Below are 26471 nucleotides of genomic sequence, written 5' to 3'. Positions count from 1 at the left end.
TCGGTTCAGGCCTCGGGGGGTTTGGCGCTGACAGCGATGTGTACGGGTGGCCGTAGCACTTCGTACTCGTCAAGAAACACCCGCCGGGTGGCGCGGCGGAACTCCGCCGTAGTCCCAGGCCATGCAGCCGTGTTGCGGCCGTTCGCGTCCAGGTACCAGCTGGTGCAGCCCGTGTTCCACACCGTCCGCGCCATGCGCTGCTGTACCCATTCGTTCCACGAATCGACAGCCTCCGGACGGGCATCTAGGGCGACAGGCCCGTCCAGCGCGTCCAGTCGGCGCAGGAAGTCGGACAGGTAGTTCAGCTGAGACTCGATCATCAGGACCATGGAGGAGTTCCCGAGGCCGGTGTTGGGCCCGATGATGGACAGCCAGTTGGGGAAGCCGGCCACGGAGGTTCCGCGCAGCGCCCTTGCTCCCCTCTCTTTCCACGTCTCCGAGAGGGTACGGCCGTCCAAGCCCACGATCCGGTCGGTGATCGGCATGTCGGTGATGTGAAAACCGGTACCGAAGATGATCACGTCGGCCTCGACTCTGGTGCCGTCCGCGGCCACCAGAGTCGAACCACAAACCTCCTTCAGACCCGAGGACACCACCTCGGCGTTGGGTCGACTGAGTGCCTGGTAGTACGTGTTGGACAGCACGATGCGCTTGCAGCCGATGCGGTAGTCGGGTGTGAGGCGAGCCCGCAGCGCCGGGTCGTTGATCGCGGTCGTCAGGTGACGCCTGGACATCTTCTCGAACAGTCCGAGCCGACCCGGGTGATGGGTGAACGCCCGCACCATTAGTTCCCGCATCCCCCACAGGCCCAAACGGCGCAGGCGATGGGTGAAGGCAAGGTGACGGTGCAGCCACCGCTCGACTCCGCCAATGGCTCGGTCGGCACGGGGCAGTACCCACGCCGGCGTCCGCTGAAATACCGTCAAATGTCGTGCAAGCGGCTGGATTTCGGGGATGATCTGGACGGCGGAGGCCCCGGTGCCGATCACCGCGACACGCTTGTCGCGCAGGTCGTACCCGTGGTCCCAGCGGGCGGTGTGAAAGAACACGCCGGGGAAAGAGTCCAGGCCGGGAACCAGCGGGATCCTGGGGTCGGACATGGGCCCGGCCGCAGAGACGACGAGGTCGGCGGTGAAGGATCCACTCGCTGTCTCGATGTCCCAGCGCAAACGCTCGCTGTCCCAGGCCATGTCCCGCAGGTCCGCGCCGAAGCGGAGGTGGGGGCGTACTCCGAAAGCATCGGTCACCCGCTCCAGGTAGGCGCGAATGTGCTTCTGACCGGCGAAGGTGCACGGCCAGTCAGGGTTCGGAGCGAAGGAGAACGAATAGAGATGGGAGGGAACGTCACAGGAGCAGCCCGGATAGTCGTTGTCGCGCCAGGTACCGCCCACCGAGTCGGCCCGTTCTAGGACGACGAAATCGGTGACCCCCTCCTTCCGTAGGCGCACGGCGGCGCCGAGCCCGCCGAAGCCGGAACCGATCACCGCCACCCGAACATGGGGTATCCGGTCGTGTGTGGCCATGCCGTGTCTCCTCGCGTTGCTGGAACCGCGTTCTCCGCGACATCCGTGGGGTTCTTGGTGCCTGTTACTCGCTGACGGAGCCCGTTGCCTGTCGTCACCGGGTGACCCTCGATCCGCTCCGGGTGCAGGGGCAGGGCGGGAGAGGCCTGCTTATCGGGGAAGCGAGGGACACCCCGCTTCCCCGATAAGACGACCACCCGGCCCGTGGTCCGAGGGCCGCGTGCTCGCGACCCTCGGCGGTCCGCCGCGTGTTACACGGCTTCGTCGTCGGAGGTGATCCTGGCGGCCATGCGTTGGGCCAGTTCGGACAGGCTGACGCCCCGGTTAGCCTCCATCGTGGGAATCTCGATCCCGTGGGCGGCCCTTACACGGGCGCTGAACTCGACGACCATCAGGGAGTCGATGCCCAAGTCGAGAAGCGAGCGCGTGCCGTCGATGGCGTCCGGCTCGACGCCGAGGACCGTGGCCAGTTGTTCGGCCATGGCCTGCTCCAGGACCTCGCCGCGCTCCGTTTCAGGAAGCGCCGCCAACTGACGTGAGGAGACACTCGATTCGGAGTTCTCCACCGCGATCAGTTCCGCGAAGCGCGTGGTATTCGCGGCCGCCTGATGCGCCGACGTCCACTGCTTCCAGTCGGTGTCGACAATGGCGACCTCGCTCAGCACGCTGCCGAAACCCAGGCAACGCTGAAGCATCAACGCCGCCCCTTCCATGTCGACCGGACGGTATCCGAGGAAGGCGAGGTAGCGCTCGGTCTCCTCGGAAGCCACGGCCATACCGCCGTTGAGGGAGCCCCAGTTGACGGCAAGCGCCCGCTTGCCCTGGGCCCGGCGCACTGTCGAGATCACGTTCAGCATCGTGTTCGCCGACGCATAGGCGATCTGGGGGACCTCACCGGACACCGAGGAGATCGACGAGTAGAGGACGAAGGCGTCCACGTCCACGCCTTCCTCTTCCAGGGCAAGGTGAAGGTTCCAGGCACCCCGGGCCTTGGGCTGGATCACCCGGGTCAGCGAGTCGCGGGTGAGCCGGTCGAGCGGTTCGTCCTCCGAGACACCCGCGGTGTGGAAGATCCCGCGCAGTGGGGGCATCGTCGCCACCGTCTCGTGCACCAGGGCGGCCGCGGCAGCACGCTGTCCGATGTCCACTTGAGCATCGTGGATCTCAACACCCGCGAAACGCAGTGCGTCGAGGGTTTCCTTCGCGTCGGGGGTGGTGGCTCCCCTACGGCTGACCAAGACAAGATGGCGTGCGCCCTGATCCGTCAGCCAACGTGCCGTCGCCAGACCGAACGCACCGAATCCTCCCGTCACGAGGTACGTGGCGTTCGTGTGGACCTTGAACTCGGTGTCCGACGGGAGCGCGTAGGCCGTCGAAGACATGTCCAGCGCGACCCGGCCGACGTGCCGCCCCCGCGCGACCGCGTCGAACGCGTCGGCGATTTGCGGTGCCTCGTAGACGGTGACGGGAAGAGGCTCGTACGTTCCGTCCTCGATGTTCCGCAGGACCTCGGTGAACACCTCCCGGAACACGGCGGGGCGCTTCTCCTGGATGCGGTCCAGGTCGATGGCGCTGAAGGTGATGTTACGGTCGAACGGGGCGAGACTGATCACGTTCCCGGCGTAGATATCGGCCTTCCCGATCTCCACTACCCTGCCGGTCTCTGCCACCACACGCAGGTTCTGCTGGATCATCTCGCCGGGCGTCGAGTTGAAGACGACCTCCACGCCACGCCCGTCTGTGATCCGCAGCACGTCCTCGACGAACTTGAGGGAACGGGAGCTGACAACATGGTCGGCACCGGCCGCAAGAACCGCCCGCCGCCGTTCGGGCGTGCCGGCGCTTCCGATAACCGTCGCACCGCGTGCTTTCGCCACCTGGACGGCGGCGAGCCCAGTTCCGCCGGCCGCGCCGTGGATCAGCACGGTCTCGCCGGCCTCCAGGCGGGCCGAACGGATCAGTCCGTACTGAGCCGTGATCATCGCCACCAGAGAGGAGGCGTGTTCGGGGCGCATGGACTCGGGACAGCGCATGATGATGCCACTGTCGACCGATGTGGTCAGGTACCTGCGGAACATGTCGCGATGGAAGACCAGCACACGGTCACCGGGCGCCAGGTCGGACACCTCGGGGCCGACCCGGGTGACCACGGCGGCCCCTTCCATGCCCACGGACGTCTTGAAATACGTCTCCCCCAGCTCCTTGTCACCGAGGACGCCCAGGGCCTTCATCGCGTCCTTGTAGTTGACACCGATGGCGTCCAGCCGCAGTTCGACCTCCCCTCGCTGGGGAGCGACGCGTTCACAGGACCGCATCGCGAGGTCGGTGAACAGGGCTGACTTGGGCACTTCGAGAGCAAAGTTCTGCTCCGCGTCGGTCACTGGTACGGGCTCGGAGAGCCGGGCCAGATGATCACCCAGGGTCCGCCGAAACCGGGGTACCAACCGGTCGTCCGGCGTCAGCCTGACCTCATCGTCGGCGTCGGCGCCTGACAGCAGCTCCGTCCGGAGTACGTCGGCCGATGCGCTGGGGGATGCCTCGATCAGCTTCCACTGCAAGCGGGGCTGTTCGTTGCGCAGCGATCGGCGGGCACCCAGCAGCGAAGAGTTGGCGAGGACAGCGAGATCGCCGGGTTCCGCGGTGAACGTACGCTCTGTGAGGACGACGCCCCGAAACACCTCGGTGTACCTGGTGGCCATGGACAGCAGCCCGGAGTCAGACTCCGCAGCCTCCTCGGCGGCGTCGATGACGCTCTTGACGGTACGGGCCACCACCGCCAGTTTGGCGACGGCGTCGATGCCGTCCTCGATCACGTCGTCGCTGCTCGGCCCGCCGGCGACGGCGATGACCGCCACCCGGCTGACATCCGGTTGGTCGGCAGCTTCCCGAAGGGCTTGGGCAAGCTCCGGCGCGACCGCCGGTTTCGTGGTCTCAAGGTGCAGGAGAGCGGACCGGGCGTAACAACCCGCCACCTGGCGTGCCCGCTCTGAAGGAACCCCCCCGAGGTCGACGACGACGGCCCTCGTGGTGGCATTCTTCCCGGCCTGGGCCTGATCGCGGATCACCGCCGAATCCCACACCGTCTCGTAGAAGAGCCCGTCGAGTCCAACGACCGCCTCCAGCGGAGGGCTGACCGGCCGGAACTCGACGTTCACCATTTCCATGACCGGTCGCTCATCCTCGCCGAGGAGAGCGATGTCGGCCCGCAGTCCCTCACCCTCACAGAGCCGGACTACGGCCGTGACGACCGAGGGGAGAGCCGTGAACCAGCGGACCTCCTCCACGCCGACGGGCACCATCGCACCCTTGAGATCGCCACGCCGCAGGGCCAGTGCGGCCACGCATTGTAGCGCCGAGTCGATCACCGCAGGGTGGGCGACGTGTCCGCTCTCCTCGGCGCAGGCCGCGTCGATGGTGGCCCATGCGCCGTCCTCGCCCAACTGGGCGTCGACGATGCGCTGGAAGTCGTGGCCGTATGTCAGTCCGTGCTCGGCGAGCTGCCGGTAGAGATCGTCGGCAGGGACCCTGTGTGCCCCGCGGACCGCGTCCGCCGCGTCGAACGACGGCTCGACAGCCGCCTCCAGGACGCGGCCAGTCGCGTTGGTAGTCCAATCGCCACCGGTCAGACTCCTGGACCGGACAAGGATCGCGCTTGTCGCCTTCTCGACGGAAACCCGCAAGACCGGCGCGTCGTGCTCGTCGACGACGAGGGGCGCCACGAACCGCAGGTCGGCGAGCGCTATCGTCTCACGATCGGGGCGCACCGCGGCTGAGAGCGCCGCATCGAGGTAGGCGGCGGCGGGAAGGACCGTCAAGCCGTCCACCACATGATCCCGCAGCCAGGGAAGCGTGGCGGTGGAGACGGCGCACTCCCACTCCGGCGTCCGGGTGTCGAGCTTCGCACCGAGCAGCGGCCGGGTGCCGTCGGCTCCCAGACGGCCGCGGACTAGCACCGGGGCCTCGTTCCACAGGCGCTGGTAGCGCCAGGGATAAGCGGGCAGGTCCACATGGCCGACCTGTCGGTCGCGCGTCCCGACGGTGCTCGCGACCAGCGCGCCGGCGTCGTAGAGACGGGCGATCGACAAACCCAGGCTGTCGATGTCGTCGCGGTTGCGGACGAGCGTCGGAACACAGGTGCCGGTCACCTTGGCGTCGATCAGCATCTCGCGGACATTACCCTGGAGTACAGGATGCGGGCCGACTTCGAGGAACAGTCGATGACCATCGTCGATCATGGTTCGGATCGCGTCGGCGAACCGTACCCGGTCCCGGACATTCCTCCGCCAGTAAGCGGCGCCCAGGGCTTCATCGGAGATCCTCGACCCGGTGACGGTGGAGTAGAGCGGCATATCAGGCTGGTTCGGAGAGAGCTCAGACAGAACTCGATCCAGCTCGGGCAGCATCGGGTCCAAGAGTTTACTGTGGTAGGGGACCTCGACCGTCAGCATCCGTGCGAACTTCCCGATATCGGTGAGGTCCTGACGCAGGCGGACGAGGGTCTCGGTGTCGCCGGCCAGGGTCACCGACGCGGGACCGTTCACAGCGGCGATGTCCACGCCTTCCTCGACAAACACCAGGTGTCGTGCCTCCGCCTCGGTGATGCCAACGGCCAGCATCGATCCGGTACCGGCCGTCGTCGCCTGAAGACGCGCGCGGTGGAAGCTGACCGTCAGGGCGTCGCGCAGCGAAAGGGCTCCGCTGACATACGCGGACGCCACCTCGCCGACGCTGTGTCCTACAACCGCCGCGGGACGGACGCCAAGTTCCGCGAGTTCCGCGACCAAGCCCGCCTGGACGAGGAAGTTCGCGGGCTGTGCGATCTCGGTGCGAGTGACCCGGGACTCGGTCTCGTCCCGCATCATCTCCTCGATGAGAGACCAGCCCGCGAGGGCCTGGAACTCCTCATCGATCCGGCGCGCGGTCTGCGTGAACGGTCCGTCCGCCAACAGCAGGTCGCGTCCCATCCGCCACCACTGCGGGCCCATCCCGCTGAACACGAAGACAGGCTTGGTGCCCGAGGGGACCATCGTGCGGGTAGCGCCCTTCCCGCCTTCCGCTACGATCCCTTGGAGGGCGGCATCAAGATCTCCGGCAGCACGGAAGGGAATCGCGGTCCGGTAGTCGTGGTGGGCACGGCGGTACCAGGCCGCGTCCCGTATCTCGTCGAGTCGGTCACCGTTCTCATCGACGCTGTCCCGGAGCCGGGCTGCCAGTTCACCGAGCGCTTCGGGACTCGCCGCTGAGATCGGTAGCACATTCACCGTAGGCCGGGACGGAGCGCGGACGGACGCCGTCGGAGCCGTGCCGAGGATGATGTGCGCGTTGGTGCCGCCATAACCGAACCCGTTGACGGCGACGAACCCCTCACCGTTCTCCGTCGGGAGGGGAACCGTCTCGGTCGCCACCCGCAGGTTGTGCTCCTCGAAGGGAATGGCCGGGTTGAGCTTCTCCAGCCAGGCCTGCGGTACTACGGTGCCGTGATGGACGACGAGCGCAGACTTGATCACGCTCGCAACTCCCGCCGCAGCCTCCAGGTGGCCGATCGCCGCCTTGACCGAGCCGACCAGAAGGGGTTGGTTGCGGCCCTCGACCGCGCCGAACGCGGCGCCGAGGGCCGCCATCTCGATCGGGTCGCCCACCGCCGTACCGGTGCCGTGGGCTTCGACGTAGCCGATGCGGCAGGGGTCGATACCCGCATCAGCCGACACCTGCCGCGCCAGATCGGCCTGCGCGTGTGGATTCGGCACGGTGATTCCGTTGGTTCGCCCGTCCTGGTTGCTGCCGCTCCCCCGGATCACGGCGTAGATCCGGTCGCCATCGCGCAGCGCGTGTTCGACGGGCTTGAGGACAATCGCTCCGGCACCCTCACCACGGCCGTAGCCGTCCGCGGAGGCGTCAAACGCCTTGCTGCGCCCGTCCGCCGCCAGGAGTCTGCCCTTGCACATGACCACGAAGGACTCGGGATGAAGCATCGCGTTCACGCCGCCGGCGACAGCCACGTCGCACTCCCCGGTGGACAGTGCCCGGACGGCTTGGTGGATGGCCACAAGGGATGACGAACAGGCGGTGTCGATCGTCATGCTGGGGCCGTGCAGGTCCAGCACATAGGAGATGCGGTTCGACAGCATCGTCAGCGTGGTGCTGGTGGCGGTGTGCTGGCTGATGCTCTCTCGGGCCGGCGCCTGATGCCGACGCACATGGTTGTCGTTCATGAAGCCGCCGACGTAGACGCCGACGGAGCGGCCGGATACCTTGCCGGCCACGCCGGCGTCATCGAGCGCCTCCCAGCTCACCTCCAGCATGAGCCGCTGCTGGACGTCCATGATCGCGGCTTCTCGAGGCGAGATCCCGAAGAAGTCGGCGTCGAAGTCCCACACTGAATGGGTGAGGAAGCCACCTTTACGGGTGTACATGCGGCCCGGGACCTCGGGGTCGGCATCGTAGTAGAGGTCCAGGTTCCAACGGTCGTCCGGTACTTCGACGACTCCGTCGTTCTTCTCAAGCAGGAATTTCCAGTACTGGCTCACGTTCTGAACGCCACCGGGGAACCGGCACCCCATACCGACTATCGCAATGTCCGTCATTGTCTCGGCGACTCCAATCGCACATCTACTTGAATCATTCCGTGCACTCGCCGGGGGCGCGAGTTCCCGCGGCTAGTGCATGGGTTTCCTACTTATTTTCCGCAGCAACAGCAGCGGCCATACCGTCGGAGAATTCCACTGAGTGGCTAAATCCCAGTTCGGAGGCCGCTCGTTCGGGTGAGCAGGTCCATCGCTCACATGTCATTTCAGGGATCTTGTGGAGATTGAGCAGGGTGTTCGTGCCACGTACGCGCGCGAAATTCATTCCGCACCAGGCACTCAGCCACACCAACGGCAAGGGGACTCGAACGATACGAGGCATCTTGACACCCAGCGCCTCGGCCAGTGCTCGACCCATTCCGTCAAGGGAGTACTCCACCCCGTCACAGATGTAGTACACTCGCCCGTTCACGTGCTCTTTCGACAGTCCACGAAATGCTGCGCGGAGCAGTGCGTCGCACAGATCATCGACGTGCACCAGCGAATATCGGGGGCTGCGGACTGCCGTCAGCATCATTCCCCTTCTGATCATCTGCGAGTAACGGGGATAAAACTCGATGTCACCCGGTCCGTAGACGATTGAGGGCCGCACGATCGCATATCGAAGCGACGAGAATTCCCCCAGGATCTTTTCGCCGGCCAGCTTGCTGCGACCGTAGTGAGAGACGGGCTCGTCGGGTTGCTCCTCAGTACGCGGACGGGCATCCGGGGAAGGCCCTCCCGCGCTCAATGAGGAGCAGTAAATGATGAGAGGGGGTGTCGCCGCACTCGCCACGGCCTGAGCCAGAAGACGAGTCCCTTCGGTATTCGCTGAGTAGTACCCCCGTGGTGTGTGAGATGCCACTGTTGCGGCCAGATGAAACACACAGTCAACGCTCGACATGGCCTCCGACAGATCAGGATCTGCTGTGAGGTCACCTTCCACGACGCGATCGACCAATTCCTCCAGTTCACCGAGGCGACGTCGGTCGCGCACAAGGACACTCACCTTATGCCCATCGTCTACCAGTCGTTTCACCAGCCGTCGGCCGACGAATCCAGTAGCCCCTGTCACGAGAAACCTCACTGCGTCGGCCCTCCCAAAATGATGGATTCAAACGTCGATAGCCGACCGCGGCATAATTCGGCCGGTCAATTCTTTAACTTCACTGTCATGAGCGTAGTCACTGGGCGAGCCAGGCGCGAGTTAACCTTTGCTCGCATCACCCACTAACCGGTAACATCGAAAAACGGTCCGGACGGATCAGACTGCCCGTGTCGAGGTCATGGCTACGCCGCTCGATAAAAGGTCAAGAGCGTACTAAGGGCCCAGTCCCGTGCCGTATGGCTCGCAGTTTGACGATGACGCCGACCACAGCCACCGCCGCGCCGGTCGACGCCAACCACGCGGGAACGGATTCCAGGATGGTCTCGTGGGTGGGTACCGATGTCCAACATGGCCTGGCAGAACCAGAGATACCGAAAAACCAGCCCTGGTGATCACCTCGAACCAAATTTATGCGCTACATTCCCCTGAAATGAATGGACGAGTCACTTCTTCAGCCGTGTTCCCAACACACCCAGAAAAGGAAGAGTTCTACAGAATTCCCTTGACCTACGCATGAGAGATCGCTGCTGTGTACAGCTTGGCGGGCGGTATACCCCACCAGTGCCGACGTCTCGATACAAGCGACCTCGCACCGTTACCTTCCTCCCAGCCACTCCGCCCGGAAACCTGTCTGGAGGTCACGGAATGATGATCTTCTGGATGATCTGCAAAGCTCGGGAGAGATCTTCCTCGGTATGTGCTGAGGACACCGATGCGCGGAATCTGAGACTGTTCTCCGGGACCGACGGATAGTCCACGGGTGCGAGGAACAGTCCCGCTTCACGCAGCGCGTGGCCGTACTCGTAGAGTCTTTTTCTGTCCGCGCCGACGATAATCGGTACCACCTGGCTGCATGAGTCTCCCGTGTCAATTCCCAGGTCCTGCAGTCCAGCCCGGAAGTACGCGGCATTAGACGCCAGTGTCTCGATGTGGGTGCTGTCGTTCTCCACGATGTCCAGAACGGCGAGGATGCCTGCCACGACCGAAGGCGGCAGGGCACAGGAAAAGGCGTAGCTGCCTGCGTAGTAGCGAAGGTAGCCAAGGGCCTGCTTCGATCCTGCAATGAATCCGCCCACTCCGGCGAATGATTTGGAGAAGGTACCGTACTGAAGTGTGCTGTTCTTGTTGCATGCGAAGTGCTCGATAGCACCCCGGCCCCCTTTGCCCACAGTCAGCATTGAATGGGCCTCGTCCACTATCACACCGACGCCATGACTTTCAGCCACCGCGCATATAGCGCCGAGGTCGCCCAGATCGCCATCCATGGAGTACAGGCCTTCTACGGCCACGATGCGCCGAGACTCAGCGTACTTTTCAAGCTGGCGGTCAAGATCGCGCGCGTTGTTGTGTTCAAAAAAGACAGTTTTCGCGCCGGACAGCTTGACTCCATCCGTGATGCTTCGGTGAATCCTCTCGTCAAGAATCGCTACATCACCCAGGCGGACAAGTCCCGAAATCACTCCCAGCGCGCCACTGTATCCACTGGTGAAAAGAAGGGCGTCCTCCTGGCCGAGAAATTTCGCCAGCCGCTTCTCAAGGCGGAGGTGCAGGTCAGTCATGCCGGACAGGATGGGAGAACCGCATGCTCCCGCACCGTAGCGGTCAAGTGCTTCCTTCGCTGCTTCCACGACTTGAGGGTGATTGGCCATCCCAAGGTAGTTGTAGGAGGCCATGTTGATGACCGGGATTTCTTTCACGGTTCCGATCCGTGTGATCGGACGAGGTCCGTCAAGCAGGTCCGTCTCGTAAAGAGACAACGCCCAGTCGAAATCTCGACGCCAGCGAGCCCAGCCGTTCGAGACTTTCAGAGGATCTTCCGAGTCGGAGAAGAAGAAATCTGCGAGCGATTTACCGAGCGCGTCCTCGTATGGTGTCAACTTGGATCCTTTAACTTAGGCACGGCAGCCATGGACAGGTATACGGCACTTTTTCCTCAGCCAATCCCCAGGTGCTGACCCGTTGGATGCAGCTCACCGGGCCCACCGACTTACCTGATGAGTCGCTGGGTTAGGGAAGAAGTCAAGGCAGCCAAGGATGACCAGAAAGGAAACCACTGCGAGATACCCGGGGTCCAAACGGTGTATCGCACATATGTCACCATGACTTCCAGGGAATAGTCGTCCGGATTATTATGCGCCCCTGGTCCGGTGCATAGCGCGGCTATAGATTCGGTGCTTCCTGACTAGGATCCCGCCCAGATCCTCGATCAACCGATTCAGTCCACGGTTGTTCTCCAGAATCCATGATCCTTCCATGGGATCACGGTAGCCGAGGCGGTAAGCAGCTCTGTAGACGTCTTCGATCATCATGGGCGCAAGTCCCGGGTAACGGTGCTCCGCGACGATCCCCAGCAGGATGAAGCGCAGTCGACGCGCTGTCTTGTCGGCCCTCAGCAAATGGAATAGGCCTATGGGAAGTCCGAACCGCGTCATCCGGCCGCGCGCAGCGCGCAGAGCGGGACCGGGATCGAAGAACGCGATGGCGGTAGCCACCGGTTGCCCGTTGAATTCTGCGATCAATGCGAATTCTGGTTTCATCAGCGGCTTCAGCTGCTTGCCCATGTACTGGAACTCGTTATTGGTCGTCGGGACGAATCCCCAGTTGTCCGACCAGGCACTGCAATAAATCTTTCTGAGCTTGGCCAAATCTGCGTCATAGTGCTTGAAGTCCATCGGCCGAACCGTGATGTCACTGCGGGATCGGGTGTCCTTCCCGTTCTGAAGGATCTTGTCCGCGAAAACCGCCTCCGCGGGTGCCACGCAATCCTCTTGCATGGGGATGTCCCATGACCAGAGGTCCTTCTCCTTCCGGAATCCACACTCCTCAAGGAGTCTCGGATAATATTCCGGATTGTGCGGCATCATCACACCAGGATGAACGTCGAAACCACTGACCAATATTCCACAGTCATAGTTTGTCGAGTAACTCATCGGGCCAATGACTGTCTCGAAACCGTATGCGTCGAGATAATCTTCTGCAGCTTCAAACAGGGCTCGTGCGACATCGATGTCATCAATGCACTCAAAGAATCCAAAAAAACCATAATTCGTCCCATGGTACTCGTTGAACCTGGGATCGACTACGGCCGCGATCCTTCCCACGACCCGGTCAGCTCGACGGGCCAGAAAGAGCTTTACCTTTCCGAACTCCAGGAAGGGATGCTTCCGTGGATCTAGGGTTTTGCGGACATCCGCCTCGAGGGGCGGAGTCCAGTTCTTGTCGTCCCGGTATATAGAATATGGCATCCGGATGAATTCAGTCATCTGGGACCGCTTTTCGACCGTTTCCACAATCAGGGCGGCCGCAGTGTTCTTGGTTGCTGCACGTTCGGTCTTCATGAGCCTCTCTGTCGCCAGATGCGAATACTTTAGATCGTCTTTCCAAGGCAACCTAATAATGCGGCGATGGAGAGTCAATGGCCGAAACCACTGCCCGGTAATCCATGGGCCTTCGCACAGCAGCCTCACACCTGACGAACCCGAGCAGGACGAACAGGACAGGCCCAAGTGCTACAGCCTCAGATCTTGTGACTGGTGATCGGCGCTGGTCGTTGTTCGGCCTGCTGCCAGTGAGGGGTGACAAGACCACCCCGGCACACCGGGGCGGCAATCTGCCGCATGGTGCTGTTCACGCGGCTGTTCGTTTCCGCCACGTCGTCGATCAGTGAGCTTCTTCAGCGTTGCCGCTCCAGTGTGAGGATGGCCTTGGCGATTGACGTCATGCGGTTGGGGCTGCATCGGGATCTGCGGAAGATTCGCCTGGTCTTCAGCCTTGCGACGCCGCGTTCGACCGACGGGCGCTCGCGCGGCGGCCAGTGCTTGGTTGAGGGTCTTTTCTGTGGGGGTGAGTTCCTGTAGAGGCTTGCGTTTGATGCCGGTTGTCAGGCATGGGCCGGCGCCTTGGTAGGCGAGATCGGCCAGGATGGGAACGCCCTGGCGCTCGCAGATCCGGATGATCCGGTGGGTACGGGCGGCGGTCAGGTCGTGGGTTCGGCCCGGCAGGGTGGGCGAGAGCCACAGCAGTTGGCCGCCAGGGTCTGTGACGACCTGCACGTTCACGCCGTGGCGCCAGTGTTTGTGGGAGTAGTCGGCCCGGCCGTCGCCGACCCGGTCGCATTCGGCGAGGGTGCCGTCGAGCAGAACGAAGTCGGGATCGTGCTCGCGCAGCGTTTTGAGCAGACCCGGTGCACGTTCGGCGAGCAGGTCGACGACGGCGCGGGTGTAGGCGTGTGCGGTGGACTGGCTGACTCCGAACCCAGCGGCGATTTTCGCCAGCGTGGTGTGTTCGCGCAGGTACACCAGTGCCACCATCGCGCGCTGAGACGGACGGAGCTTGCAGCGCCGGTCGCCCTCACGGGTGACAATCAGCATGGTGACCCACTCGACGAGCGCATGCGGCAGGTCGAGTGCGGCAGGATGGACGACCAACGAGGCCCCCGAGCAACGTGATTGAGACGTCAGACATCTCGATCAACAGCTCGGGGGCCTCGCTCGTTGCGCTTCAGGGGCTATCACCCGATTGGTGGCCAACTCGAAGAAGCTCAGTGATCTGTACGCCGACCGCCTGAAAGGGCTCGGCGCGGCCGACGCCTCCGACGCGAGTGAGCCGTTCATCGGCTGGAGGAACGACCGGGCTGCTTTCACGTGGGAGGATTTCCTCACCCGGTTCGGTTTCTCGGGAAGGTCGCCCGCGTCCCGCTTGCTCCTCAGCCCGGGTCGAAGGCTTCGAAAGCCGGAATGCCTTTCTTGCTCGGCCACCTGGCGCGAAAGAACCCGGCCCGTTCGAAGCACGGGTGGATCCGCCTCAGCACCACGGACTCCGACACCTCGCTGACCGTCCCCACCCACCTCTGCTCCTGCGACGAGGGCTGCGGCGCGAACAGCGACGCGGGCGACTTCATCACCTGGCCGGAGTGATCAGCTGCTGTACGGCGGCGCCGTAGAGCCGTACGAGACGCTGCCGCCCCTTCTCCGTGACCGATTCCTGTTCGATGGCGTCCCAGGCCTGCACCAGGCCCATCATCTGCGCTGTCACGAGCCATGCGCGGGTCGTCGCATCCGGCCCTTCCAGACGTGGACCGAGCTGCTCGACCATCAGCCTTCGCATCACGTCGACCAGCTCCTGCCGCAGTGCGTCGTGGTCCGCCGCCCTCAGCAGCACCGTGAACGTCCGACGCATCTCCTCGTGTTCGGGGTCGAGGAGGTATTCGATGAGCCGTCGGCCCATGGTGTCGAGAGGTCCGTCGAGTCGCGGTGTGAAGTGGGCGTCGAATCCGATGACTCTCGCGAACAGTTCCACCTTCGAGTGGAAGTGCCGCATGACGATCGATGGGTCGACGCCGGCGGCCGAGGCTATGTCGCGGATCGACGCGCCGGAGAACCCTTTCTCGTGGAACAGCCGGTGCGCGTGTTCCGCGATGGCGCGCTGCACGGGAGTGGCCAAGGCGCGGGGGACGGGGGACGCGGCGGAGGAGACGTCTGGCATACCGGCAGCCAACACTGTTGACAAGTACCCTGTCAACAGTGTTGGCTTTTTGCTGCCAACGCTGTTGGCAGCCCTCCCAGCAGCATGTTTTCGAAAGGAACGAACCCATGAGTGGACGACTTGACGGCCGTGTAGCGATCATCACCGGCGCCGCCGGCGGTATCGGTGGAGGCGCCGCGCGCCGGTTCGCCGACGAGGGCGCCCTGCTCACGCTCTCCGACATCAACGGCGCACGCGTCGAAGCGGTGGCTCAGGAGATCCGAGACAAGGGTGGCCGCGCGATCGCGGTGCCGTGCGACATCGACGTACCGGAGCAGATCGACGCCGTCGTCGACGCCACGGTCCAGGAATACGGCACCGTCGACATCCTCGCGAACATCGCGCAGGGCGGCCTCTCGGAGCACAAGCTGCTTGAGGAGGCGACCGCGGCCGAGGTCCTGACCTCGTACCGCACCGGCCCGCTGCAGAGCATGCTCTTCATGCAGCGGTGTCTGCCGTACATGAAGGAGCGCGGCTACGGCCGGGTCATCAACACCGCGTCCGGCGCCGCGATCTCCCCCAGCCCCGGCTTCTCGGCCTACGCGATGGCCAAGAGCGCCGTCATGGGCCTCACCCGGGTCGCCTCACGGGAATGGGGCCGGTACGGCATCACCACCAACACCTTCCTGCCTGTGGGCCGAAGCGACGGCTTCGACCTCACCGAGCAGGGACGCGCGGCGGCGGCACAGATCGAGACCATCAGCCCCGTAGGCCGCTTCGGCATGCCCTACGAGGACGTGGCACCCCTGCTGGTCTTTCTCGCCAGCGAGGAGTCCGGCTACATCAACGGCCAGGCCATCGGCGCCGACGGCGGCATCACCTTCATCGCCTGACCCTCACTCCCCCACGCAGCTGACGGGCACACAAAGGCCGCCGAACCGCATACGCCGTTCGGCGACCCGCTCGGGCAGGACGACGTTCCCGGCAACGACATGGCCTTCACACGGTCGACCGCGCGCCCGGGCCAGGGTCATTCGTAGCGGCGACCGTTTCACCCGTCTTCTCGCGGACGCGCCGCGGGCGCGCACGACAGCGCGCGCTCCTTGATCACCGGGCTCGCGGCGAACCGGTCCTTCGAGACGGGGCTGCCGGTGCGTACCCGGGACGTCCTCGACATCGGCTGAGGCAGTCGACACAAGCGAGAGATGACGAACATGCTCGACTCGACACCCGCTCCGCAGCGCCCCGGACGTCCCGCACGGAGCCGCCTGGTCACCGCGCCGCCGGCCCTGCTCGCCGGCGCCGCCGCCCTCCTCGTACCCGCCTCCCCGGCCCAGGCCGCCTCCGTCACCTTGAGGTCGGCGGCGCGGCAGCCGTCTGCCCAGCTCCGCTGATCGCGCTCTCGTCCCCTCCCGGACGAGCACTGGTACCTCAGGCGGGCAGGTCGATCAGGGGAGCCAGCCGGGTCAGATGGTCCCCGGGCGTGCCGAAGGCGATCTGATCGGCCTTGGCGCGCTTGACGTAGAGGTGCGCCGGGTGTTCCCAGGTCATCGCGATGCCGCCGTGCAACTGGACGCACTCCTCGGCCGCGTGGACCGCCACGTCCGCGCAGTACGCCTGGGCGACCGACGCTGCGACGGCACCGTCCGGATCACCGACGGCGGCGGTCGCGGCGGCGTACCGTGCCACCGCGCGGGCCGTCTCGACCTCGACGTACAGATCGGCGAGCCGGTGCTTGAGCGCCTGGAAGCCGCCGACCACGCGGCCGAACTGACGGCGGGTCTTCACGTAGTCGAGGGTGGTGTCCAGACACCACTGGGCGATCCCGACCTGCTCGGAGGCGAGCAGGGCCGCGCCCAGTCGGAGGGCCTCGTCCACCGCGCGTACAGCGGGCTCGCCCTCGGCGACCAACCGGCCGCTCACGCCCACGAGTTCGACGTCCGCGACCTGGCGGGTCATGTCCAGGGAGACGACGGGGGTGACGCGTACGGCCGTCCGCTCCACCGCCCAAAGTTGCGCCCCGGCCGGGACGGCGACCGGGACGATCAGCGTCTCGGCGTCCAATGCCCCGGCGACGGAGCGGACTTCGCCGTTCAGGCGGCCGTCCCCGGTCACGGTCACCGGCGAGGCCGGGTCGCCGGCCCCGGTCCCGGTGCCGAGCGGAACGGCGAGCGCCACCACGCGGCCCGCCGCGACCGCACCGGCGAGTTCCTTGTCGGCCACCGACACCAGCACGCTCGCCGCCACCACGGCACTGGTCAGATACGGCACGGGCGCGACCGCGCGCCCCAACTCCTCCAGCACGACGGCGACTTCGCGCGCGGAAGCGCCCGCACCGCCGAACTCCTCTGGCACCAGCAGCCCGGCCAGCCCGAGTTCACCGGCGAGCGCCGGCCACAGTCCCGGGTCGGTGAGATCGCCGTCGAAGCGGGCGATGCCGCGCTCCGGTCCCCAGCGCCGCGCCAACAGGGTGCGCACGGAATCCCGCAGGGACTCCTCGACGTCGGTGTCCAGCAGGTCGAGATCGTCGTTCATCGGGGCAGGTCCTTCCACGGTACGTCCTTGTCGACACGCGGTTCCGGCGGTAGGCCCAGCACCCGCTCCGCGACGATGTTGCGCAGCACCTCGGAGGTGCCGCCCTCGATCGAGAGGCCCTTCGCCCGCAGGTACCGGTAGCCGGCGTCGTGGCCGGTCATGTCGGAGCGGTCCGGGACGCGCATCGTCCAGTCCGCGTACCGCAGCCCGTCGGCACCCAGCAGCTCCAGCTCCAGGCCGGACAGCCGCTGGGCGAGACTGGAGAACCCGAGCTTCATCGCCGAGCCCTCGTGGCCGGGCTGTCCCGCCGCCAGCTTCTGCCGCAGCCGGGTCGCCGCGATCCGGGCCGCCTCGGCCTCCACCCACAACCGCAGCAGCCGGGTGTGGAGTTCGGGGGTACGCAGCTCCGGGCGGCGGCGCCAGGTGCCGGCGACGACGCCCACCATGCCTCCCTCGCGCGGGCGTTGGAGCGCGCCGATGGTGACGCGTTCGTTCATGAGGGTGGCGTTCGCGACCTGCCAGCCCTGGCCCTCGGCGCCGATCCGGTGGGCGTCGGGGATCCGGACGTCGGTGAGGAACACCTCGTTGAACTCGGCCTCGCCGGTGATCTGGCGCAGCGGCCGTACCTCGACGCCGGGGTCGCTCATGTCGCACAGGAAGTAGGTGAGGCCCGCGTGCTTGGTCACCTCCGGGTTCGTCCGGGCCACAAGGATCGCCCACTGCGAGGTCTGGGCGCCGGAGGTCCACACCTTCTGCCCGTTGACGACCCAGGTGTCGCCCTCGCGCACCGCGCGGGTCGCGAGGCCCGCCAGGTCGGAACCGGCGCCGGGCTCGCTGAAGAGCTGGCACCAGACCTCCTCACCGGTGAACAGCGGTCGCAGGAAACGCTGTTGCTGCTCGGCGGTGCCGAACTGGAGGATCGTCGGGGCGGCCATGCCGAGCCCGATGGTGTTGCGCTCCGGTTCGTTGCCGGGGGCGCCGGCCTCGGCCAGCAGCGCGTCGACGTGGGTCTGCGACTCGCGGGCCAGGCCCAGTCCGCCGAGCCCTTCCGGGAAGTGCACCCAGGCCAGACCTGCGTCGAAGCGGGCCCGCAGGAACTCCCTGCGGTCCAGCGCGCGCGGATCGTTCCCGGCCAGGAACTCCGCCACGCGTGCGGTGAGCTTCTCCAGCTCCTGATCAGCCATCAACTCGCCTTTCCTGATCGCCCGTTCCTCATCAGTCGGTCGGTCCGCCCGCGACGTAGACCACCTGGCCGGAGACGAATCCGGCGTCCTCGGAGACGAGGAAGGAGGCGGTCGCGGCGATGTCTTCGGGCTTGCCACTGCGCCCCACCGGGATGGTCGCGACGACCGCCTCCCGCAGCTGGTCGAACGACATGCCCATGCGGGCGGCCGTCGCGGCCGTCATCTCGGTCTCGACGAAGCCGGGGGCGATGGCGTTGACGGTCACGCCGTAGCGGCCGAGTTCGATGGCGAGGGTCTTGGTGAAGCCCTGCAGACCGGCTTTGGCGGCCGAGTAGTTGGCCTGGCCGCGGTTGCCCAGTGCCGAGGTGCTCGACAGGTTGACGATGCGGCCCCAGCCGGCCTCGACCATGTGTTTCTGGGTCTCGCGGCTCATCAGGAAGGAGCCGCGCAGATGCACGTTCAGCACCGCGTCCCAGTCCCCCGCCGTCATCTTGAACAGGAGGTTGTCGCGGAGGATGCCGGCGTTGTTCACCAGGACGGTGGGCGGGCCGAGTTCGGCGGCGATCCGGGCGACGGCTGCGCGCACCGCCTCCTCGTCGGCGACGTCGGCGCCGACCGCCAGGGCCCGGCCGCCCGCCGCCGCGATCTCGTCGACCACGGTCTTGCAGTCGGCCTCGGCCAGGTCGACCACGGCGACGGACAGGCCGTCGTGGGCCAGCCGTCGGGCGGTGGCGGCGCCGATGCCCCGGGCGCCGCCGGTGACGACGGCCGTGCGGTGTGCTGTTGCTGCGCTCATGGGATGCCCCTTCTCGGTGTTCGGCGGGTCAGGCGGTCCGGCCCCACTGGGGGTCGCGGCGGCGCAGCTCCATGTGCGCGAGAGTCCGCTTGTGCACCTCGTCCGGGCCGTCGGCGAAGCGCAGGGTGCGCTGCTGCGCGTACATGTCGGCGAGCGGGAAGTCGTTGCTGAGGCCGCCCGCCCCGTGCACCTGGATGGCGCGGTCGATCACCTTCAGCGCCATCTGCGGTACGGCCACCTTGATCGCGGCGATCTCGACGCGGGCGGCGCGGTTGCCGACGGTGTCCATCAGATAGGCGGTCTTGAGGGTGAGCAGCCGGGCCATCTCGATCTCGACCCGGGCCTCGGCGATCCAGTCCTGGATGTTGGCCCGGTTGGCCAGCGGTTCGCCGAAGGTGACGCGGGACAGGGCGCGGTCGATCATCAGGTCGAGGGCGCGTTCGGCGGCTCCGATGGAGCGCATGCAGTGGTGGATGCGGCCGGGGCCGAGCCGGGCCTGGCCGATCATGAAGCCGTCGCCCTCGCCCGCAAGGAGCGCGCTCACGGGCACCCGTACGTTCTCGAAAAGCAGTTCGCCGTGGCCCTCTCGGTCCTGGTAACCGAAGAGCGGAAGGCTGCGCAGCACGGTGATGCCGGGGGTGTCCAAGGGGACGACCATCATCGACTGCTGGCGGTGCCGGGGGGCGTCCGGGTCGGTCTTGCCCATGACGATGAGCACCTTGCAGTTCTTGTGCAGGGCGTTGGACGTCCACCACTTGCGGCCGTTGAGGACGTACTCGTCGCCGTCGCGCTCCATGCGCAGTTCGATGTTGGAGGCGTCGGAACTGCCCACCGCGGGCTCCGTCATCGCGAACGAGGAGGCGATCTCACCGGCGAGCAGCGGCCCCAGCCACCTCTCCTTGTGCTCCTGGGTCCCGAAGAGGGTCAGCACCTCCATGTTGCCGGTGTCGGGGGCGTTGCAGTTGGTCGCCTCGGGGGCGATGTGCAGGCTGCGGCCCATGATCTCGGCGAGCGGGGCGTACTCCAGGTTGGTCAGGCCGGGTCCCCACTCCGGGTGGGGGTGGAAGAGGTTCCACAGGCCCCGCTTCCTGGCCTCGGTCTTCAGTTCCTCGACGATGGGCGGGTAGTGGTGCGGATCGCCGGAGCCCGCCATCTGGGCCCAGTAGACCGGCTCGGCGGGGTAGACGTGCTCGTCCATGAAGGCCAGCAGGTCTTCCTGGTAGCGCTTGGCCCTGTCAGAGAGTTCCCACACGGGGGCTGCTCCTTCGTCGGTTCGGGATCCGGGTGTACGGAGGGGGCGGGAGGTCAGTCGGGGAGCGTGTCCCAGTCCAGGGCGCGCTTGAGGATCTTGCCGGTGCTGCCCTTGGGCAGGGCGTCCACGAACCGCACGAGGTGCGGGACCTTGTACGCGGACAGCCGCTCCTTGGCCCAGGCGCGCAGTTCTTCCGCGGTGAGGGCGGCGCCGGGCCGCAGGGTGATCACGGCGGCGACCTCCTCGCCGTAGTGCGGGTGGGGCACGCCGATGACGGCTGCCTCGACGATGTCGGGGTGGCCGTAGAGGATCTCCTCGACCTCGCGCGGGTAGACGTTGTAGCCGCCGCGGATGACGAGGTCCTTGAGCCGGTCGACGATGTAGAGGAAGCCGTCCTCGTCGAGCCGGCCGAGGTCGCCGGTCTTCAGCCGGCCGTCGGGCAGGTCCGCCGCGGTGGCCTCGGGCCGGTTCCAGTAGCCCTTCATGATGTGCGGCCCGGCGAGGTACACCTCGCCGACCTCACCGGGCGGCAGGAGTTCGCCGGCCGGGTCGCGGATCTCGATGTCCGTTCCGGGCAGGGCCGGACCCACGGAGCCCGTACGGGGGCCGCGCGCGGGCGAGTTGAACGAGCCCGCGCCGGTGGACTCGGTGAGGCCGTAGCCCTCCAGGATGGTGCAGCCGAACCGTGCCTGAAACTCGCGGATCACCTCGCCCGGCAGGGAGGCACCGCCGGAACCGGCGAGGCGCAGGGCGGGGAAGTCGGCGGCGTCGAAGTCCTCGTCGGCGTGCAGCATCGCGTTCCACATCGTGGGGACGCCGGCCATGACGGTCGCGCGGTCGTCGCGGACCATGCGCAGCATGGCGTTCGGCTCGAACGGCGTGAGCAGGGAGAGGGAAGCACCCGCGGTGAGCGTGCCGTTCAGGCAGACGGCCTGGCCGAAGACGTGGAAGAGCGGGAGGGCGGTGGCGAACCGGTCGTCCGGGGTGAGGGTCAGCTGCCGTCCGAAGGCCTCGGCGGTGAACGCCAGGTTGGCGACGGTGAGTTCGACTCCCTTGGGGCGACCGGTGGTTCCGGAGGTGTAGAGCAGCAGCGCCGTGTCGTCCGCGCGGCGCTCGACCGGGCCGGTCAGCGGTTCACCCGCGTTCACCGGCGCGTCGGGCCGCAGTACCAGGAGCGGCAGCCCGCGCTCGCCGGCCGCCTTCCCGGCCGCCTCCGCCGTCTGGTGCCAGGCCACGACCAGCCGGGCGCCCGAGTCGTCGAGGACGTATCCGACCTCGGAGGGGGTCGCCATGGTGTTGAGGGTGATGAGGACGGCACCGACGGCGTGGGCTGCGGTGGAGACGACGACGAACTCGGGCCCGGTGGGCGCGATCAGGAGCAGGCGCTCCCCCGGACGTACGCCCTCGGCCCACAGGGCGCCCGCGTAGGCGGCGGCGCGTTCACGCAGGTCGGCATAGGTCCATACGCGTCCATGGGCGCGCAGGGCCACGGCGTTCGGGCGTGCGTCGGCGTGGCGCCACACGGGTTCGGCGGCATTCGGCATGAGCCCTCCTCATTGAGGGGCGACGGGATGTCTCGACGATAAGTGAACTTGACGTCGGATTCAATAAATGTCAGCTCAAGAGAGCCGTTCCAGCACCATGGCCATCCCCTGGCCACCGCCGACGCACATCGTCTCCAGCCCGATCTGCCGGTCATGGAACCGCAGCGAGTTGATCAGCGTGCTGGTGATCCGGGCCCCGGTCATCCCGAAGGGGTGCCCCACCGCGATGGCGCCGCCGTTGACGTTGAGCTTGTCCTCGTCGATGCCGAGGTCCCGGGCGGACGGGATGACCTGGGCGGCGAAGGCCTCGTTGATCTCGGCCAGATCGATGTCGCCGATCGTCATCCCGGCACGGGCGAGCGCCCGCCGGGAGGCCTCCACCGGACCGAGGCCCATGATCTCGGGCGACAGTCCGCTGACTCCGGTGGCCACGATTCGCGCGAGCGGGGTGATCCCGAGTTCACGGGCCCTGACGTCCGACATGATCACCAACGCGGCGGCGCCGTCGTTGAGCGGGCAGCAGTTGCCGGCGGTCACCGTGCCGTCGGGGCGGAACACCGGCTTCAGCTGGGACACCGCCTCCAGCGTGACGCCCGCGCGCGGACCGTCGTCCTGGCGGACCACCGTGCCGTCCGGCAGGTCGACCGGCGTGATGTCCCGCTCCCAGAAGCCGTTGGCCAGGGCCTCCTGCGCGAGCTGCTGGCTGCGCACCCCGAACGCGTCCTGCTCCGCCCGGGTCACCCCCTTGAGACGGGCGACGTTCTCGGCGGTCTGCCCCATGGTGAGGTACAGGTCCGGGAGGTCGCCGTCCTCGCGCGGGTCCGCCCAGCCCTGGCCGCCCTCGGCCGCCTTCTCCGTACGCCGCCGCGCGTCGGCGAACACCGGGTTCTCGGTCCCGGGCACATCGGCCAGCCCCCGGTCGTACCTGCTCACCGTCTCCACGCCGGCGGATATCACGACGTCCGCCTCACCCGCCTTGATCGCGTGCAGGGCCATCCGCGTGGTCTGCAGGCTCGACGAGCAGTAACGGTTCACCGTGACGCCGGGCAGCAGGTCGAGACCGGCCAGTACGGCGACCGCGCGGGCCATGTTGTGCCCCGACTCCGCCGACGGCTGGCCGCAGCCGAGCATCAGGTCGTCGATCTCACGGGGATCGAGCTGCGGGACCTGCGCCAGAGCGGCCCGGACCATCTGGACGGTCAGGTCGTCGGGCCGCATGGCGGCGAGCGAACCCTTGCGGGCGCGGCCGATGGGCGAACGGGCGGTGGCGACGATGACGGCCTCGGGCATCGGGGTGTCCCTTCCTCGACGTGCTGTGCGATGGCGGGAGAATACTAAACTTGACGTCAAGTTCAACTCCAGGCCCGGACGGCCGTCGTTCGGGGCGCGTCCTTCGGGCCGCACGACCGTCATTTGATTTCGGCGCCGGATTCAATAACGTGAGGCTTCACCGACGAGGAGAGGACCACCCGTGCAGGCCGGAGAACCGACCGACAGCAAGCCCGAGCGTCCGGCACCACGCACCCGACGCGGCATGCGCACCCGCATGGCACTGGTGGTCGCCGCCCGCGAGGTGTTCGAACGGGACGGTTTCCTGGATGCCAGGATCAGCGACATCGCCCGCACGGCGGGCACCGCGTCGGGCTCCTTCTACACCTACTTCGACAGCAAGGAGGAGATCTTCGCCGCCGTCGTCGAGCAGGTCCAGGAGGAGATGGTCCACCCGCACGTGCGGGAACGCTCCGACGTCGACGACCCCCGGATCCTGATCGACCTGGCCAACCGCGAGTACCTGACGACGTACGAGCACAACGCACGCCTGATGGCCGTACTGGAACAGGTGTCCCAGATCGACGAGCGGTTCCGCGCGATGCGGCTCGGGCGCAGCATGGCCTTCGCGGAGCGCAACGCGCGCCTGATCCGCAAGCTTCAGGAGCAGGGCCGGGCGGACCCCGAGGTGGATCCGGAGATCGGTTCTCTGGCCCTGTCCGCGATGATGAGCCGCATGGCCTATCTGGTCTACGTCTACGGCCACGAGATCCCGTTCGAGCAGCTGGTGACCAACCTCAACCGGCTCTGGTACAACGCCCTCACCCTGCGCCTGCCGGCCGCGCCCTGACGCAAGGCGGGGCGGTCGCGGGGAGCGCGAGGCAATCACACGGCGGTCGCCGTCAGGCTGCCCCGCGCTCGGTGAAGCGCCCGATCGACTCCGCGACACAGATGGGCTTCTCGACGCCCTCCGCCTCCACGGTCAGCCGGGTCAGCAGCTGGATCCGGCCGGGCGCCGACTCGTCGGCGGAGAGCACGACGGCCCTCATCCGGATCCGCGAGTCGACCGGCAGCGGACGCACAAAGCGCACCTTGTCGTAGCCGTAGTTCAGGCTGTGCGCGAACCCGTCGAACGCCATCAGCTCCTCCATGAAGGTCGGCGTACGGGACAGGCTGTAAAGCCCGTGCGCGATCGTGGAGCCGAACGGACTGGCCGCCGCGCGCTCCACGTCCACATGGATCCACTGGTGGTCCCCGGTGAGGTCGGCGAACGCGTCGATGACCCGCTGGTCCACCGTGTGCCAGTCGGTGGGCCCCAGCTCGACGCCGACCAGATCCCGCAGGTCGGAGGCGGTGGTGGGACACAAGGGAACGATGGCCTGCGGCATGACGGACTCCTCGGGTGGGCTCGGCGCTCAGGGCCGTCACCTCGTCGCGACGGCCGCCGTGACCCTAATCCGAATCTGACGCCGGATTCAATTGATTGGCACGCGACGCTTGACGGGGAGGGTGGGCAGCGCGCAGATTTTGCTTGAATCCGACGTCACCTTCGAATCGGAGCCGCCCATGTCCTCCGTACAGACCGCCACCGGCCCCGTCGACTCCGGCGAACTGGGCCGCGTCCTCGTCCATGAGCACGTGTTCGTCCTCGGCGAGGAACACCGCCAGAACTACGAGCACTGGGACGAGGAGGAACGGGTGGCGGACGCCGTCGCCAAGCTCCGCGAACTCAAGTCTCTGGGCATCGACACCATCCTCGACCCGACCGTGCTCGGCCTGGGCCGCTACATCCCGCGCATCCAGCGGGTCGCCGAACAGGTGGACCTCAACATCGTGGTCGCCACCGGGATCTACACCTACAACGACGTGCCGTTCCAGTTCCACTACACCGGCCCGGGGCTGCTGTTCGACCGGCCGGAGCCGATGGTCGACCTGTTCGTCAAGGACCTCACCGAGGGCATCGCCGACACCGGCGTCCGCGCGGCCTTCCTCAAGTGCGCCATCGACCAGCCGGGTCTCACTCCCGGGGTCGAGCGGGTGATGCGGGCGGTCGGGCGCAGTTCCGTCGCGACGGGAGCGCCGATCACCGTGCACACGGACGCGCACGGCGAGACCGGCCTTGTGGCGCAGCGGGTGCTCGCGGAGGAGGGCGTGGACCTGTCGCGGGTGGTCATCGGACACTCCGGCGACTCCACCGACGTCGACTACCTGAGCAAGCTGGCCGAGGCTGGTTCGTTCCTGGGCATGGACCGGTTCGGCCTGGACGTGCTGCTGCCGTTCGAGGACCGCATCGCCACCATCGTCGAACTGGTGCGGCGGGGTTTCGTCGAGAGCATCACCCTCGCGCACGACGCGGCCTGCTTCATCGACTGGTTCACCGAGCACGAACGGGTCCAGGCCGCGCCCCGCTGGCACTACCGCCACATCAGCGAGGACGTCATCCCCGCACTGCTCGCGCAGGGGCTGAGCGAGGACGACATCGACACGATGCTGGTGAAGAACCCGAGGCGCTACTTCGAGGGCACCGCCTGAACCGGTGCCACGGCGGCGCACCCACCACGGTCGCCTCGAACCACGCTGCCCCACCTCCCCGCAGTCATGGGCACAAGATCACCGAGAGTGCAACCAAACGATCATGACCCAGTAGCGTTTATGGCCGCCATCAGGGGCTTTCATCCGCTATGAGCGATGCATCGCGCGGGCCGGCGGACGCAGCGTCGCAAGGGGACTTTCGCAGCCTGTCGGGGGTCGCCAAGGAGACCGGGCTCAACTGGCGGACTGTCAGCAAGTACCTGGCTGCTGACAGACCGACGTCGCCACCACGCCGGGCGGCGAACGGCAGGTCGCTGGCCAGGGTGATCGACGAGTTCGCTGGTCGATTCGATGCTGCGGGCGGGGATCCTGATGAAGGCATCAGCGGTCAACTATCAACGGACCAAGCTCTACGGGCAACAAGCACGTCCCAGGGTTGCCGAGGAACTGGGCATCGCACCAAGGGAGTTGGCGTGGACTGGAGTGACGAGGGCAAGATCCTCGCCCATATGGGCATGGCGAAGGTCCACTCGTTCCACATGACGCCGTCGCACTCGTTCGACCAGGCACAGTGCGCGTGATGAGGGTCCGGAACGGGAAAATCACCCCCTTTGATCGGACGTGACGGTCTGCGCCAACTCGTCGAATTGGTGGACCTGTTGAGGTCTGCAGTGGTGCCGGAGGGGGGTGTTGTTCAGTGGC

The 26471-nt window shown here is 66.5% G+C and carries 18 protein-coding genes and 2 pseudogenes; 6 read left to right on the top strand and 14 right to left on the bottom strand.

Features of this window, described 5'->3' with window-relative positions; genetic code table 11:
- Positions 1 to 5: 5 nt before the first annotated feature.
- From ABZ896_RS15395 to ABZ896_RS15370, 6 genes and pseudogenes are all read right to left on the bottom strand, one after another.
- On the bottom strand, positions 6 to 1523 hold the full coding sequence (locus ABZ896_RS15395; RefSeq protein WP_360927795.1) for an NAD(P)/FAD-dependent oxidoreductase: 1518 nt from the start codon (positions 1521 to 1523) through the stop codon (positions 6 to 8).
- Between the two features lie 251 nt (positions 1524 to 1774).
- Positions 1775 to 8107 (bottom strand): SDR family NAD(P)-dependent oxidoreductase, encoded by a 6333-nt coding sequence (locus ABZ896_RS15390; RefSeq protein ID WP_360927792.1) that lies wholly within the window; start codon positions 8105 to 8107, stop codon positions 1775 to 1777.
- An 88-nt stretch (positions 8108 to 8195) separates the two neighbouring features.
- Complete coding sequence (locus ABZ896_RS15385; RefSeq protein WP_360927818.1) at positions 8196 to 9161, bottom strand: NAD(P)-dependent oxidoreductase; 966 nt, start codon at positions 9159 to 9161, stop codon at positions 8196 to 8198.
- A 671-nt stretch (positions 9162 to 9832) separates the two neighbouring features.
- On the bottom strand, positions 9833 to 11071 hold the full coding sequence (locus ABZ896_RS15380) for an aminotransferase class I/II-fold pyridoxal phosphate-dependent enzyme (protein ID WP_360927789.1): 1239 nt from the start codon (positions 11069 to 11071) through the stop codon (positions 9833 to 9835).
- Positions 11072 to 11323: 252 nt separating this feature from the next.
- Positions 11324 to 12532 carry an N-acetyltransferase gene (locus ABZ896_RS15375; RefSeq protein ID WP_360927786.1) on the bottom strand — a complete coding sequence of 403 codons (1209 nt, stop codon included), beginning with the start codon at positions 12530 to 12532 and terminating at the stop codon, positions 11324 to 11326.
- 335 nt (positions 12533 to 12867) lie between these two features.
- A pseudogene (locus tag ABZ896_RS15370) lies at positions 12868 to 13621 on the bottom strand (transposase family protein).
- Positions 13622 to 13930: 309 nt separating this feature from the next.
- Here ABZ896_RS15370 and ABZ896_RS15365 point away from each other — a divergent pair.
- The gene (locus ABZ896_RS15365) at positions 13931 to 14110 is read left to right on the top strand and encodes a hypothetical protein (protein WP_360927783.1); all 180 of its coding nucleotides are present in this window, start codon (positions 13931 to 13933) and stop codon (positions 14108 to 14110) included.
- On the opposite strand, the gene ABZ896_RS15360 is transcribed toward ABZ896_RS15365, so the two are convergent.
- Positions 14094 to 14678 (bottom strand): TetR family transcriptional regulator, encoded by a 585-nt coding sequence (locus ABZ896_RS15360; RefSeq protein ID WP_360927780.1) that lies wholly within the window; start codon positions 14676 to 14678, stop codon positions 14094 to 14096. The two genes, ABZ896_RS15365 and ABZ896_RS15360, sit on opposite strands and share 17 nt — an antisense overlap.
- Positions 14679 to 14785: 107 nt before the next feature.
- Between ABZ896_RS15360 and ABZ896_RS15355 the strand changes: the two genes are divergently transcribed.
- Positions 14786 to 15550 (top strand): SDR family oxidoreductase, encoded by a 765-nt coding sequence (locus ABZ896_RS15355; protein WP_360927778.1) that lies wholly within the window; start codon positions 14786 to 14788, stop codon positions 15548 to 15550.
- A 312-nt stretch (positions 15551 to 15862) separates the two neighbouring features.
- A complete protein-coding gene (locus ABZ896_RS15350) occupies positions 15863 to 16051 on the top strand; it encodes a hypothetical protein (RefSeq protein ID WP_360927775.1) in 189 nt (62 codons plus the stop codon).
- 37 nt (positions 16052 to 16088) lie between these two features.
- Here the strand turns inward: ABZ896_RS15350 and ABZ896_RS15345 are convergent, their stop codons facing one another.
- From ABZ896_RS15345 to ABZ896_RS15320, 6 genes are all read right to left on the bottom strand, one after another.
- The gene (locus ABZ896_RS15345; protein ID WP_360927772.1) at positions 16089 to 17192 is read right to left on the bottom strand and encodes an acyl-CoA dehydrogenase family protein; all 1104 of its coding nucleotides are present in this window, start codon (positions 17190 to 17192) and stop codon (positions 16089 to 16091) included.
- A complete protein-coding gene (locus ABZ896_RS15340; protein WP_360927769.1) occupies positions 17189 to 18376 on the bottom strand; it encodes an acyl-CoA dehydrogenase family protein in 1188 nt (395 codons plus the stop codon). The genes ABZ896_RS15345 and ABZ896_RS15340 overlap by 4 nt, the downstream gene beginning before the upstream one ends.
- A 31-nt stretch (positions 18377 to 18407) precedes the next feature.
- The gene (gene fabG / locus ABZ896_RS15335; RefSeq protein WP_360927766.1) at positions 18408 to 19172 is read right to left on the bottom strand and encodes a 3-oxoacyl-ACP reductase FabG; all 765 of its coding nucleotides are present in this window, start codon (positions 19170 to 19172) and stop codon (positions 18408 to 18410) included.
- 28 nt (positions 19173 to 19200) lie between these two features.
- Entirely contained in the window at positions 19201 to 20424 is a 1224-nt protein-coding gene (locus ABZ896_RS15330) for an acyl-CoA dehydrogenase family protein (RefSeq protein ID WP_360927764.1), read from the bottom strand.
- A 53-nt stretch (positions 20425 to 20477) separates the two neighbouring features.
- Complete coding sequence (locus ABZ896_RS15325; protein WP_360927761.1) at positions 20478 to 21968, bottom strand: long-chain fatty acid--CoA ligase; 1491 nt, start codon at positions 21966 to 21968, stop codon at positions 20478 to 20480.
- Positions 21969 to 22043: 75 nt separating this feature from the next.
- On the bottom strand, positions 22044 to 23258 hold the full coding sequence (locus tag ABZ896_RS15320) for an acetyl-CoA C-acetyltransferase (RefSeq protein ID WP_360927758.1): 1215 nt from the start codon (positions 23256 to 23258) through the stop codon (positions 22044 to 22046).
- Between the two features lie 181 nt (positions 23259 to 23439).
- Between ABZ896_RS15320 and ABZ896_RS15315 the strand changes: the two genes are divergently transcribed.
- Positions 23440 to 24087 (top strand): helix-turn-helix domain-containing protein, encoded by a 648-nt coding sequence (locus ABZ896_RS15315; protein WP_360927755.1) that lies wholly within the window; start codon positions 23440 to 23442, stop codon positions 24085 to 24087.
- 52 nt (positions 24088 to 24139) lie between these two features.
- Here ABZ896_RS15315 and ABZ896_RS15310 read toward each other — a convergent pair whose 3' ends face one another.
- Complete coding sequence (locus ABZ896_RS15310; protein ID WP_360927752.1) at positions 24140 to 24625, bottom strand: MaoC family dehydratase; 486 nt, start codon at positions 24623 to 24625, stop codon at positions 24140 to 24142.
- A 178-nt stretch (positions 24626 to 24803) separates the two neighbouring features.
- On the opposite strand from ABZ896_RS15310, the gene ABZ896_RS15305 reads away from it, so the two are divergent.
- Together ABZ896_RS15305 and ABZ896_RS15300 are read left to right on the top strand one after the other, a co-directional pair.
- Positions 24804 to 25769, top strand: coding sequence for a phosphotriesterase-related protein (locus ABZ896_RS15305; RefSeq protein WP_360927749.1), 966 nt, complete (start codon positions 24804 to 24806; stop codon positions 25767 to 25769).
- A 149-nt stretch (positions 25770 to 25918) separates the two neighbouring features.
- Positions 25919 to 26332, top strand: a pseudogene (locus ABZ896_RS15300) (hypothetical protein); the annotation flags it as partial.
- Positions 26333 to 26471: the final 139 nt, after the last annotated feature.

The organism is Streptomyces sp. NPDC047072 (assembly GCF_040643855.1).
Lineage (GTDB): Bacteria > Actinomycetota > Actinomycetes > Streptomycetales > Streptomycetaceae > Streptomyces.
Note: the sequence above shows the minus strand (reverse complement) of the source record. Positions and strands in the feature narration are given on the sequence as shown.